10 protein-coding genes and 1 pseudogene are annotated in these 13,915 nt (G+C 51.9%); all 11 read left to right on the top strand.

Annotated features, from left to right (window positions below; genetic code table 11):
- Window positions 1–3 precede the first annotated feature (3 nt).
- The 11 genes and pseudogenes from SEML1_RS03120 (at window position 4) to SEML1_RS03070 (ending at window position 13,820) form a co-directional block, all read left to right on the top strand.
- On the top strand, window positions 4–1,104 hold the full coding sequence (locus tag SEML1_RS03120) for a hypothetical protein (protein WP_376753778.1): 1,101 nt from the start codon (window positions 4–6) through the stop codon (window positions 1,102–1,104).
- Window positions 1,085–3,100, top strand: a complete 2,016-nt coding sequence (gene ligA, locus SEML1_RS03115) for an NAD-dependent DNA ligase LigA (RefSeq protein WP_376753777.1) — start codon at window positions 1,085–1,087, stop codon at window positions 3,098–3,100. Before SEML1_RS03120 ends, ligA begins: the two co-directional genes overlap by 20 nt.
- Window positions 3,101–3,376: 276 nt before the next feature.
- A complete protein-coding gene (locus SEML1_RS03110; RefSeq protein WP_376753776.1) occupies window positions 3,377–7,084 on the top strand; it encodes an RCC1 domain-containing protein in 3,708 nt (1,235 codons plus the stop codon).
- A 70-nt stretch (window positions 7,085–7,154) separates the two neighbouring features.
- On the top strand, window positions 7,155–7,721 hold the full coding sequence (locus SEML1_RS03105) for a hypothetical protein (RefSeq protein WP_376753775.1): 567 nt from the start codon (window positions 7,155–7,157) through the stop codon (window positions 7,719–7,721).
- Window position 7,722: 1 nt separating this feature from the next.
- A complete protein-coding gene (locus SEML1_RS03100; protein ID WP_376753774.1) occupies window positions 7,723–8,673 on the top strand; it encodes a hypothetical protein in 951 nt (316 codons plus the stop codon).
- Entirely contained in the window at window positions 8,621–9,283 is a 663-nt protein-coding gene (locus SEML1_RS03095; protein ID WP_376753773.1) for a hypothetical protein, read from the top strand. The genes SEML1_RS03100 and SEML1_RS03095 overlap by 53 nt, the downstream gene beginning before the upstream one ends.
- Window positions 9,284–9,864: 581 nt before the next feature.
- Window positions 9,865–10,611 (top strand): fibronectin type III domain-containing protein, encoded by a 747-nt coding sequence (locus SEML1_RS03090; protein ID WP_376753772.1) that lies wholly within the window; start codon window positions 9,865–9,867, stop codon window positions 10,609–10,611.
- A pseudogene (locus SEML1_RS04520) lies at window positions 10,515–11,414 on the top strand (RCC1 domain-containing protein); the annotation flags it as partial. The gene SEML1_RS03090 and the pseudogene SEML1_RS04520, both read left to right, overlap by 97 nt.
- Entirely contained in the window at window positions 11,391–11,828 is a 438-nt protein-coding gene (locus tag SEML1_RS04515; protein ID WP_449727704.1) for an IPT/TIG domain-containing protein, read from the top strand. The pseudogene SEML1_RS04520 and the gene SEML1_RS04515, both read left to right, overlap by 24 nt.
- Before the next feature lie 189 nt (window positions 11,829–12,017).
- On the top strand, window positions 12,018–12,653 hold the full coding sequence (locus SEML1_RS03075) for an ABC transporter ATP-binding protein (RefSeq protein ID WP_376753771.1): 636 nt from the start codon (window positions 12,018–12,020) through the stop codon (window positions 12,651–12,653).
- Window positions 12,654–12,665: 12 nt separating this feature from the next.
- Entirely contained in the window at window positions 12,666–13,820 is a 1,155-nt protein-coding gene (locus SEML1_RS03070; RefSeq protein ID WP_376753770.1) for an ATP-binding cassette domain-containing protein, read from the top strand.
- The last annotated feature ends 95 nt before the right edge of the window (window positions 13,821–13,915 follow it).

Below are 13,915 nucleotides of genomic sequence, written 5' to 3'. Positions count from 1 at the left end.
ATCGTGTTGAGGAAAAATAATAGCTGCAAATTTATTTTACACATATGGCGTGCAGTGAATGCGCGCTTCGCCGTGGCGTGGCAGACGATTAGCGTCTTTTTCACTGCGATATGGTATAAGTGGAGTATCCGGCGGTATGATTTTTTGAGCCGCCGCCCGCACCGCAGTTTTCGCCGTACACGCCGCCGCGATTATACGCGTAGTTTGAAACTGCCGGGCTATATTGCGTTTACGCGCCAGGTGAACCATATGTTGCGTACGCATTGGCGTATATTTGCGCCGATGATTGTGATATATGCGACGATCATGGCATTTGCTGGTGCGATTACGAGCCAGGAAGTGTACAATTCAGTCGGAAAACTAATATCTGATTCAATGAATAACTTGTTTGATGGCGGCATAAACTCGCTTGCGCAGGCGGGGCTAACAGTGCTAGCGTCGTTTTCAATAAACTCGTCGTTGCCGGCTGACCAGCGATTATTAATGGTATTGTGTTTGATGATGGTGTGGCTGACGACAGTTTGGCTGCTGCGCGAAATAAAGATGAACCGCCGCCCTCGGTTGCGCGACGGATTGTATAATGCGAGTGCGCCGATGATGTCGACAGCACTCGTCCTGCTAGTGCTGCTCGTCCAATTATTGCCGGTTGGCATCGCGGCGCTATTGTATGCTGGGTTGTCATCGGCTGATTTGCTGAGTACAGGGTTCGCGCGCATGCTGTTTAGTGTTTTTGCGGTAATGATTGCGGCGCTCGCGCTGTACTGGATTTCAAGCACAGTTATTGCGCTTGTTGTCGTGACACTGCCGGGGATGTATCCGATGCGTGCAGTCAAAGCGGCAGGCGATTTGGTGATTGGGCGGCGTTTGCGGATTATGTATCGATTGGCGTGGGGTGCGCTTTGTGTTCTATTGACCTGGCTAGTGATTATGGTTTCTATCGTCATGCTTGACCACTGGTTATCGTCAATGTGGTCGTGGTTAAAAAACGTGCCAATTGTGCCGTATGTTGGCGTGATCGTTGTCGCATGGTCGGTCGTGTGGTATGCCGCATATGTATACCTGTTGTATCGAAAGGTTGTTGACGATGACGCGAAGCCGGCTTAATGAAATCAAAAAGCTGCTGAGCAAATACAGTTACGAGTATTACGCACTTGATCAGCCGTCAGTAAGCGATGCGGTATATGACAGCTTAATGAGCGAGCTGAAACAAATTGAAGCGGCGCATCCGGCATGGATAACGCCTGATAGCCCGACGCAGCGTGTCGGGAATAAACTGTCTGATGGCTTCGCAAAAGTCCGTCATCCGCGGCGCATGGTTAGTTTGAATGATGTGTTTGACAAAGATGATGTTGTTGCGTGGGTGAACCGGATTGATAAATTATTGCCGGCAGAGAATCATGAATTCTTTGCTGACATAAAAATGGACGGACTAGCGTGCGCACTTATCTATCTTGATGGCATATTTACACAAGCTGTAACGCGCGGCGATAGTTTTGTTGGCGAAGACGTAACGAACAATGTGCGAACAATTAAGAACGTACCACTACGTTTGCATGAGGCAGAAGGTTATGAAATTTTTCTGCGTGGGCGCACAGAAATTCGTGGTGAAATTGTCATGCTCAAAAAAGACTTTACAGTGTTGAATGAACAGCGGCGTGTAGCAGGTAAACCTGAGTTTGCCAATCCACGAAACCTTGCGGCGGGCACAATCCGTCAGCTTGATCCGAGACTTGTGGCGGAGCGACCGCTCCATTTTCGCGGCTACGATATCATTCGCGACAATGCGGGCGATGTGCCGACGAATAGCTTCGTCTATCAGGCGCTGACGGCGCTTGGCATTACGCGGAATAAGCAGGCAAGCGTGTTCACGGATATCGCGGGAGTGATGAATTTCGTGAATGAGTGGGACGAGAAACGCCAGAAGTTGCCATTTAATACTGACGGTTTGGTGATAAAAATTAATGACCGGATGCGTTTTGATGAGCTCGGGCTGGTCGGTAAGAATCCGCGTGGTGCTGTGGCGTATAAATATGCTGCCGAGCAGGCAACGACAATTGTGCGCGACATTGTCATATCAATCGGGCGTACAGGTGCGGCGACACCAGTGGCGGTGTTTGATCCGGTTGTCGTGGCGGGTACAACGGTGCAGCATGCGAGTTTACACAATGCTGATGAGATCGCGCGGCTGGACGTGCGCCGTGGCGATACGGTGGTGGTCTTTAAGGCTGGCGACATTATTCCGCAAATTGAAGCTGTGCTTGTTGAGCTGCGCCCGAAAGATACGCGGCCGATTGATTATCCGGCGGAACTGGCGCGGCAGTATCCAGAATTGAAGTTTGTCCGTCCTGAGGGCGAAGCGGTGTATCGCGTGAAAGGCTTGAGTGGTCCGCTTATTCTGAAACGCGCACTGAAGCATTTCGCGTCGAAAGGTGCGCTTGACATTGACACGCTGGGCGAAAAAAATGTTGAAGCTCTGGTTGATGCAGAATTGGTGCGAGATTTGGCGGATATTTACACGCTCGCAAAAGAGCAATTGTTGACGCTGGAGCGTTTTGCGGATATTTCGGCGCAGAAATTAATCGACGCAATTGCCGCTAAAAAGCAGCCGACGCTGGAGCGCTTCGTGTACGGACTAGGGATTCGCCATGTCGGCGCGCAGACGGCGATTGACTTGGTAAATCATTTTGAGAGTCTTGACAGACTAGCGCAGGCAGGGCTTGATGAGCTGCAATCGGTTGATGGCGTTGGCGCCGTCGTAGCGGAATCAATCGTAGCGTGGTTTGCAGATGAGGATAATGCAGCGCTCCTTGAAAAGTTTACCCTGCTCGGCGTTACACCAATCTACAAGGTAAGGCAGGGCGAATTAGCTGGCAAAAACTTCGTTATCACTGGTGCGTTGCAGTCGATGTCTCGCAATCAGGCGGCTGAGAAGATCCGCGCGCTTGGCGGAACATTCCAAACTAGCGTCGGCAAAGACACAACCTATCTGGTGGCAGGAGGAAAAGTTGGGGCAAGTAAATTGGCGCGGGCAGAGAAATATGGTACGAAAGTTATTGATGAGTTAAATCTGTTAAATCTGTTAGAATCTAGCGGCAAGTAAATATAATCGCTACATGTTAGACATGCAGGGTTGTAGGAAATCATAGTTGTTGACAAATCGTAAGCGATTTGGATAAAATAATAAAATAGCAGTTTCAAAAACAGTAAAAGGTAGGGTGATTGAAATAATATGCGGAAAATACATGCTATACTGGAGGCTTTGTATTGGCGTGATGTTACTAGTTTGTATATAAAGCCAACGTGGCAACGTCGGTTACCAGCTGTAGGCGTTGGTGTGGCAATGTTTACTGTTTTAGCTTTTGGCATAGTGCGATTAATGGATGGCTTTCTTGTCAGTGCATTGGCAGTCCGCGCCGTACAAGTATCAGGCGGTAGCTATCATTCGCTCGCTTTGTCCTCTAGCGGCGCAGTGTATGCGTGGGGATGGAATGGATCTGGCCAACTCGGTAATGGCACAACGGCTGATTCGCATATTCCCGTTGCGGTCAAGGTAGTCGGTACTCCTATGGCGGGTAAGAATATTACGCAGATTTCTGCCGGTGGTTCTTTCAACGACGGACACTCTTTAGCACGTGCGTCGGATGGTACCGTTTACGCATGGGGTCGTGGTGTCTATGGTCAGCTTGGCAATGGTACAACAACTGATTCCAATGTTCCGGTTGCTGTAAAAACCGTTGGAACACCAATGGCAGCTAAGACAATTACGCAAATATCTGCTGGCGCAGGACATTCTCTTGCGCTTGCTTCTGATGGGACGGTGTATGCATGGGGCCAAAATACCTACGGCCAGTTGGGTAATAATGTAACGACTAATTCATCTAGTCCCGTCGCCGTACAAACAACTGGAACGCCTATGGCAGGTAAGAGTATCGTGAACATTGCAGCCGGCGGTTACCACTCTCTTGCGCTCGCCGATGACGGCACGGTATACGCATGGGGATATAATCCTACTGGTCAGCTTGGTAATGGCGCAACAGTTGATTCACGTACTCCAGTTGCAGTTAAGGCAACCGGCACGCCAATGGCGGGTAAAAATATTATTAAGATAGCTGCTGGTGTTCACAATTCTCTCGCTCTTGCCTCTGACGGCACCGTCTATACATGGGGTAGGGGTGAGTTTGGGCAACTTGGTAATGGCACAACAACCGATTCCAATATTCCGGTTGCCGTAAAAACCGTTGGAACACCGATGGCTAGTAAAACGATTATTGGTATATCAGGTGGTCCTGCGTATATGCTCGCTGTAGATTCTAATGGTAAGGTGTATGGATGGGGTCGTAATGCAAATGGCCAGCTTGGTAGCCTGTCGCATACCGATTCTTCCGTTCCTGTCGCGTCTCAGATTCCGGCTGGCAAAAGTATTATCCAAGTTTCTGCTGGTGGTTGGGATGGCAGCCACTCGTTAGCACTTACTCATGATAATATCGTTTACGGACGAGGACGCAACAGTAATGGTCAGCTGGGCAATAACTCTACCTCTGACTCTTTAGCGGCGGTTGTCGCTCAGCTTAATCTTATGGACACGCCATCTACACCAACACAAGTCGTAGTTGAGCCGGGTAATGCCAAAGCTACCATTTCTTGGCAATCGCCAGTCGTTACAGGTGGAAAAAGTATAGTGGGCTATGTATTGCGGTATCGAACAATTGGTGCGGTAGACTGGACGACTGTTGATGTTGCAGCAACTGTAACGTCGCACGCGATAACTGGTCTAACAAACGACCAAATATATCAAACGCAAGTGGCGGCTAAGACTGCTACTGGGACAGGAGATTTTAGCAGTATCGTTCTCGCGACGCCACATGCCAAACCGACCATAACCAATGTCTCGCCAGCGATTGGTCCGGTTGCGGGCGGACAAAATGTGACGATCACTGGCACTAACTTTATGCCGAAAGGTAAAAAAATTGTACAGACAGCGAATGGCAGCGGGTACTCTCTTGCGCTCGCCTCTGATGGGACAGTATATGCATGGGGACAAAACAATTATGGTCAGCTTGGCAATGGTACAACAACTGATTCCAATGTTCCGGTTGCTGTAAAAACCGTTGGAACACCAATGGAAGGTAAGAAGATTATCCAAGTATCAACAAAGGTTTGGTACTCTCTTGCGCTCGCCTCTGATGGGACAGTATATGCATGGGGACTTAATGGTTCGGGCCAGTTGGGTGATGGCACCATAACGCATTCCAGTACTCCGGTTGCCGTCAAGACCATCGGCACGCCGATGGAGGGTAAAACGATTGTAGGGATTGCAGCTGGCGCTTCTCATTCATTAGCCTTAGCTTCTGACGGAAAAATCTATGTTTGGGGCGGCAACGCGTACGGTCAGTTTGGTAATGGTGTTACTACCACCAGCTCTGTTGTCCCCGTTGCTGTAAAAACCGTTGGTACGCCGATGGATAATAAGAAAATCATCCAGATTCATGCAGGATACTATCATTCGCTAGCTCTTGCTTCTGACGGTACGGTGTATGCGTGGGGTCAAAATACCTACGGTCAGTTGGGCAACAACACAATGATTAATGCTAATGCTCCAGTGTCTGTTCAGACTATCGGTACGCCTATGGCAGGTAAAATCATTATCCAGCTAGCAGCAGGAAACTCTCAGTCTGTGGCTCTTGCTTCTGACGGTACGATCTACGCTTGGGGCTGGAATATGTATGGTCAGCTTGGTAATGGTACGACAGTTGATACACGTATTCCAGTTGCAGTTAAGGTAACCGGCACGCCAATGGCGGGTAAGGTGATTGCACAGGTTGCGGCGAGTAACGCTCATACACTAGCTGTGGCGAGCGATGGTACGGTCTACGATTGGGGTTGGAATCAATACGGTCAACTTGGCAATAATACGACAACTAACTCAAGCGTTCCGGTTGCCGTTCAAACTACTGGTACGCCAATGGTGGGTAAAGTGATTTCACAGGTTACATCTGGCGGTAGCGCTAATTCATTGGCACTGGCCTCTGATGGCACGATGTACACCTGGGGCTGGGGTCAACATGGGCAGCTCGGCAACGGCACTATCGGTACAGATGCAAAAACTCCCCTCGCCGTCAGTACAACTCCTCCCTCTGCGCTCGCTCCTTCCGCGCCGAAAGTTACTTTCGACGGCATTGAAGCGACGAATGTCACAATTGTAAACAGCACAACTATCACTGCAACAACGCCGGCGCATGCGGCAGGTTTGGTTGATGTGGCGATTGATCTCGGCGACGGCGATGAGCTGTATAAAGCTGTCAAAACGAGTAGCTATCGTTATGCGACAGTACCGGATGTGCCGACAAACCTCGCAACCGCGCCGCTTGACAACGCCGTTCGTCTAACCTGGACGGCGCCGGCGAACAACGGCGGCACCCCAATCACTGACTACGTTATTCAATATTCAGCCGATGGCGGTATTACCTGGTCGACCTACAGCCACATTGCATCCACGAGCACTACTGTCACGATTCCATTCCTCACACCCACGACCTACACATTCCGCGTAGCAGCAGTAAACGCTATCGGTATGGGCGCATATTCAGCTACGGCAACTGGACAGATTCGCTATATTACCTTATCGGCACCGACTTCGGTTGATATCGCTGTCACGCCAGCGGGCGGTACGAAAATGTCGAGTAAATCGGCAAATGTTCTTGTTGCGACTAACGCTGCTACCGGCTACAAGCTTTCCTTATCAACGCAAAACGCTAATCGCAATCTCACCAACGGCTCGCAAACCATCATGCCAACAGCAGGCACGCAAACTGCCCCTGCTACGCTTAGCGGTTCGGCTTGGGGCTACCGCGTAAACGGTATAGGTAATTTCGGCAGCACGACAACCGCCGAAAATAATGTTGCTTCTTCGGCGTACACCTGGGCGGGCGTACCAGATCACACCGCGCCGCACGTCATTCGCACTACTGCTATCGCTAACCCAACTGCCGAAACGACCACCGTTTGGTACGGCGTCAGTGCTACCGGTTCGCAGCAGAGCGGCATTTACACAGCAACCGTAACCTATACGGCTATCAATAATTAGGGTGTGGAGGTCAATATGATGTAAGAATGCCGCCACGATCAATGAAATCAGTAAAATAAGGAGGAACAATATGAAAGTACAAACAATATCAAAAATTACCGCGGGGAGCGCACTTGCCTTAGCATGTGTGCTCATGCCGGCGATGAGCGCTTCGGCGGCGACCGAAACGGTGAACTCAACGATTCGCGTGCATGTCAACTCGGCGATTACGGTTGGCGTATCGGCGGCGACCGTTGATGTTAACGTCACACCAACGGCTGCCGGTGCTACTGCCAGTGCGGCGCACAATGTTACAGTCGGTACGAACAACGCGAGCGGTTACAAGTTGCAGCTTGCGTCGAGTACCGCAGCAACTACGCTTGAGAAAGGTAGCGACACGATTCCAGCCGCCGCCGGTTCGTTTGCTGCGCCAGCAGCGCTCACTACCGATACCTGGGGCTACCGTATTGACTCGTTTGCAGCGAACCAATATGCCGGCATCACTGCCAACACTGCTCCCGTCACGCTCAAAAATACGACCACGCCGTCTATCGCGGGCGGCGACATTACTGCTGTCACCTGGGGAGCAAATGTCAGTACTGCAACGCCGAATGGTACATATACGCGCGAAGTAACCTACACGGCGGTCACGAACTAGCATGAAGTACTTCGGAAGTTGGTTGAAAGTTTTGTTATTATGCGGCGTGTTCGCGGCGGCGTGCAGTTTAGCGGCGCCGATCCCGCCGGCGTATGCTGCCGACAATTCGTCGGGTGATAACGTCCAGCTAACGCTTTCGCCAACTTCTGTTCATGTTGATCTGCGTCCGGGCGCCGCTAAAACAGGTGAGTTCAAAGTCGTCAATAGCGGTTCGCGCCCATTTACCGCCAAAGTCTACGCTGCGCCTTACCGCGTGACCGACGAAGACTACAATCCGGCATTCACCGGCGGCGGCGCGCAAACGCAGATTTCCCGCTGGATTAAATTTTCGCAAAACGAATATGTACTTGAGCCAAACCAAGTCGTCACTATCCGCTACACTATCAATGTGCCGCGCGATATTCCAGCGGCGGGGCAGTATGCAGCGATTTTCGCCGAAACCACGGGCGACGAAGACCGCGGCGGCACTGTCATCACTAAAAAACGCGTCGGTATGATCGTCTATGGCAAAACCGAGGGCGGCAACACGCGTCAAAGCGGCGAGCTTGCTTCAATTGATACCCCATGGTGGCAGCAACAAGTGCCGCTTACAGCGAAGTTGCGTGCTAAAAACAGCGGTAACACTGATTTTACTGTCAAATCAAAGCTCATTGTTAAAGATTTCTTCAGCGGCGCAACCATTCATCAGACCGCCGAAACTGAACACGCTGTTCTGCCAAGTACTACGCGTGCGATTCCGCTTGAGTGGGACGGCGCACGCGTCGGGCTGTACAACGTCGAGCTCCGCATTGATATGCTCGGCAATTCCCAAACGATCCAGAGAACCGTATTGCTTATGCCTGCCTGGATGTTCGCGGTCGTTATTATACTAGTATTAACGCTTGTCGGAGGGGTAACGTATGCGCTTGTCAAAAAGCTGCGCGCCAAAAAGAAAAAGATTCGCTTGGGCTAGTCGCTTCGTATGCGCTACTGTTGCTGCTGTAGTTTTGTGCGCGCTGAGTTCGTTGCACGCCGCTCCCGCTGTCTACGCCGACACCGCTAACTCCACCATTCAAGTTACCGTCTATCGCCCCACGCCGACCATTGGCACGGTCGCAGTTACGTACTATAAGGTCGGCGGTCAGCGCTACGCCAAAGTAGAAGTTCCGATTCGCAGCTCAAACAACCTTGAATACACGTTTGATACGAGTGCGCCGCAGTCGCGGGCTGTTCCGTTTAGTAATAACTGGCAAACTATCACACTCACGATTCCGCTACCCGACGATGCCGAGCACGACCTTAAGCTCGTTGCTACTAACGCGCCGGCGATCGGCAGCGCTGAAACTACCATTAAGCTCAAATTCACCGAAGCGCCTGCTCCTACGCCGCCGCCATCGCCGACGCCTCAGCCGACCCCGCCGAATACGCCGAACAACCCGCCGAACTCATCAAACATCTTTGCTGCCCTCGCGCGCACCGGCGATAGTCTTGCGCTTATAGTATGCCTTGCTCTATCGCTCGTTGCCGCCGCTTTCGCGCTTTTAGCGCGCCGCCGGCAAACTATTACTGCAAACAATAAATGAATATCGTCCGCTCTATCCAAACGAACCTGTTGCTTGTACGCTATATTTACCGAATGTGTAAATATTGGCAGGCGGGGGCATTGCCGTTTTGAAAAAAATCCCGCAAAAATCCTTGACAAACCACAACCGCTTTGCTACAATTCTCCTCAGAATAGTTTTAACACAAAAAAGGGAGAATTCAACAAAATAAAGTAAATAAATAACTAACTAAACCCAACCACGCGATAGACCACCACCTATAGCGTCATGTAATCAAAACACAATATCAAATACCAATAATATCTTTAGATAAAACAAAAGATAGAAAAGGAACAGAAATACAATCATGTTAGGGTGGCATCGTCTCCGCAACTATACGGCTGGCTCTTCAGCTGTTCACGCATCAACGGCTCGTACGCGTACGCGCATAGTAACCGCTAGCAGGCATAATCCCACACACACACACTGAAAGCGCGCGGCTAGCCCGTCGTAAGCACAGTAACCATACGGCTGCTAATACTCGGCACACTTCCGCCCGGTATGCTTCCGGCCTCCATCTCTTTCGTAAAAACCGGCTCGTTCCGGTTTGTTTTGCGTTTATCATGGCTGCCTGTACCGGTACGGTAAGCTATCTTGCTGTCAACCGCCAAGCAAACGCCGCTTCCGCGCCGTCATCTCCGACCAACGTCTCGCTTAGTGCCGGCAACGCCAGCATCACCGTCTCATGGCATAGCCCAATATCCCTCGGCGGCGGCTCGCTCACAAACTACATCATCGAACACCGCGCCCTTGGCGCTGGCAGCTGGACAACTAACAATGCCGCGCCAACCGCTACCTCATATACCATCTCCGGCCTCACCAACGACCACAAGTACCAAGTACGCATTGCCGCTAAAACCGCCTCCGGCACAAGCCCTTATGCGCCAATCCTCCTCGCTATCCCGCACGCCGCGCCAACTATCTCTCACGTTAACCCGGCAGCAGATGTAACACCAGGCCAAACCATCGCCATACAGGGAAGCGGGTTTTTGCCGAAAGGGAAGACGATTGTGCAGGTAGCAGGCAGTGAGGAAACCTCTCTCGCTCTCGCTTCGGACGGTACCGTGTATGCATGGGGAGAAAATCAGTATGGGCAGCTTGGCAATGGCACGAATACCGATTCCAACATTCCCGTAGCCGTAAAGACCACCGGCACGCCAATGGAGGAAAACAGATTGTACAAATTGCCGCCGGTAGATGGTCTTCTTTCGCCCTCGCCTCGGACGGCACAGTATATAGCTGGGGCTTTAACGATGGCGGTCAGCTTGGCAACGGCACAGCAAATCACTCCAACGTCCCCGTCGCCGTGAAGACTACCGGTACCCCGATGGAAGGAAAAACTATCGTTCAGGTGGCTTCTAGTGTGTTTCATTCTCTCGCTCTCGCTTCGGACGGTACCGTGTATGCATGGGGATCTAATGGCGATGGCCCGCTTGGCAACGGTACAAACACCAACTCCAACGTTCCTGTCGCCGTAAAAACTACTGGTACCCCGATGGATGGCAAGACGATTACGCAAGTTGCCGCTGGCGGCACTCATTCTCTCGCTCTCGCCTCGGACGGCACGATGTATGCATGGGGCGACGGCAGTAAAGGTCAGCTCGGTAACGGTACAAACACCAACTCCAGCATCCCTGTTGTTGTTGATGCTAGCGATCCATCAATTGCCGGTAAGACTGTTACGCAGATTAGCAGTGGTATGTATTCCTCTTTCGCCCTCGCCTCGGACGGTACCATGTATATATGGGGAGAAAATAACTCCAACTCTCCTGTTGCCGTACCAACTACCGGCACCCCGATGGATGGCAAAAGAATCGTGCAAGTGGTCCATAACTTAGCTCACTTGCTTGCCCTTGCAGACGATGGCACGATGTATGCATGGGGAGAAAATAGCAGTGGGCAGCTCGGTAACGGTACAAACACCAACTCCAACGTTCCTGTCGCCGTAAAAACTACTGGCACGCCGCTGGACGACAAGACTATCATACAGGTTATCGCAGGTGCTTCGTATTCTCTTGCGCTCGCCTCGGACGGCACAATCTACTCCTGGGGAGGTAACGGTAAAGGTCAGCTTGGCAACGGCACAGCAATAAATTCTACCATTCCCGTTGCCGTCTCTCTCACCGGCAACTCCGCCCTCGCCCCCTCCACCCCCAAAGTCACCATCGGCGGCGTCCCCGCTACAGACGTCACTATCGTAGACAGCAACACTATCACCGTGAAAGTCCCTGCCCATGCTAACGGTCTCGTCGATGTCACGGTAGACCTCGGCAATGGCGACCCGCTCTACAAAGCCGTCAAAACAAACGCCTTCCGCTACGGTCCAGCTCCCGCCACGCCAGGCAGCGGCGGCGCTGGTAGCGCAAACGGCGGCAACGGCCAGCACTACCGCCGCTCCCGTCCAGGCGGCACCCTCGCCAACACTGGCGATAACCTCACTATCCTGCTCTTTACTGCCGGTGTCCTCATCGCAGGCGCCCTCACCCTCATCATTGGCGTCCGCCTCCGTAGAGACTGGCAAGCATAAGAGCCTAAGGAACACAGAGAACAGCTGCATAAGCACAGCACAGCGCTACACCGCAAACCAAAGCGGCGAACAAGGACAGGTTCGCCGCTTTTGGCGGGTGTGTCATTAGTGTTATCGGCAGTACGCAAATACTTGTTGCAATGAAAAACCGGTATCATTTCTTGGAAAAGGTGATTATAATAGCAGCAGATGTCCCGCCCCAGACCAACCATTCGCCAACTGATCCGCGCGCTTTATAGCGTGGCAAAAACATCGCTGCGAATCGCGCCAGGCATGTCGGTACTGCAGATTACCGGCTCGGCGATTTCTGCCGGTTTGCCGATTGCCACAACGTATCTAGCGGCGCTCACGACCACGGCGCTCGCCGAAGCGTACGCAGGCGATCGCGCAGCAGGCAGCCGCGTGGTGTGGCTGGTGGCGGCAGCGGCGCTATCGAGCGTGTTGATGGCGGCGTGGGGTATTTTTGAGCGCTATGCGAGCGAGCTTATGCGGTTTCGTATCAAAACCGCTATGTCCGACGTGATGTACGAGCGCTTTTGCGCGATTGAGTTTTGGCGCTACGACGACAAAGACACGATCGATATGTACGAGCGCGCCAAAGAATTTGCGCAATTTTTTCCATATATTTTTGCGCGTTTGGCAGATGCCGTGACGCATACGTTTACGTTTGTATTTACAGTTTGGGCGCTTATTGCGATCAACGCGTGGCTGGGGCTGGCGGTCGTGCTCGCTGCAGTTCCGAGCATGATCGTACAGTTCCGGTTGTCGCGGCTTAATGCAAATCATTGGCGCGAAAATGTCGAAACGCGCCGGCGCGCCAGCTGAATCGAATGGGAAATGCTCAAACCGCAAAAGATGATTGATTTGCGGCTGTACGGATTGGTTCGTCACTTGCTTGATATGCGCATGGCGCTGCTCGAAAAAGATCAAAAAACGCGTATTGATTTTGAGCGGAAATTTTTGGCGAAAAGACTCGGTGCAGAATTGTTCCAGGCGGTGGTGGAGGTCGGCGCGCTCGTGTGGATCGTGTACGAAATCGTCGCGCACCGCCAGCCGATCGGGCAGTTTTTGTTTGTGCAGCAAACAGCGGGCCGCGCGCTCGGCAGCGTTAGCAGCTTGGTCTCGACGGTTAATAGCATGGATGAAGATTTGGCGAATTTGTTTGACTACCAGCGATTTATGGAGCTGCCGCTCGCCAAGCAGGGTGGTAAAACAGTGCCGGCGTTACATCGCGATATACGATTCAAGGACGTGAGTTTTCGCTATCCGGGCAGCGATACTCTCGTGCTTGATCATATCAATTTGACCATTAAGCGCGGCCAGCATGTTGCGCTCGTCGGCGAAAACGGCGCGGGTAAAACGACGCTGCTGAAATTATTGGCGGGATTGTACCAGCCGGTTGGCGGCGAAGTAGCGGTTGATGGCGAGCCGCTTGCGTCGGCTAATATACAAACGTGGCACCGGCAGCTAGGCGTGCTCAGCCAAAATTTTACGCAGTATGATTTCGCGACAGCTGCCGAGAATGTGTGGTTCGGCGATGTGTCAAAAACGCCGAGTCAGGAGCGAGTGAACGCTGCGCTACGCGAAGCCGAGGCAGCAAAATTTGTTGCTAAGCTGCCGAAAGGCGTCGACAGCTACGTGAACCAGTGGATGGAATCCGATGACGGCGTGAAAGGCGTGGATTTGTCGGGCGGACAATGGCAACGATTGGCGCTTGCCCGTAACTTTTACCGTGACAGTCCGATTATTATTTTAGACGAACCGACGAGTGCGATTGATGCGTTGGCGGAGGCGCGCATTTTCGATCGGTTGTTCCAGCAAAAACAAAAGACGATTATTACTGTATCGCACCGTCTGAGCACAATTGAGAAAGCTGATATGATTTTTATGCTTGCGCACGGTAAAGTTGTCGAGCATGGCGCGCACGCCGAGCTCGTCGCCCAGCACGGTGCGTATTACCATATGTTTGAATCGCAGCTCCGGCGTACATAATTATAAGCAGGCGGGGTGCTTTTGTTGTTTTGCTGTGCACTCGTACTGTTTGAGCGGTATTAAGCACTTGCATTTTACCGGCAAATACGCGATAC

It is taken from the genome of Candidatus Saccharimonadaceae bacterium ML1, from assembly GCA_030253535.1.
GTDB classification, from domain to species: Bacteria; Patescibacteriota; Saccharimonadia; order Saccharimonadales; family Saccharimonadaceae; genus Saccharimonas; species Saccharimonas epibionticum.
Note: the sequence above shows the minus strand (reverse complement) of the source record. Positions and strands in the feature narration are given on the sequence as shown.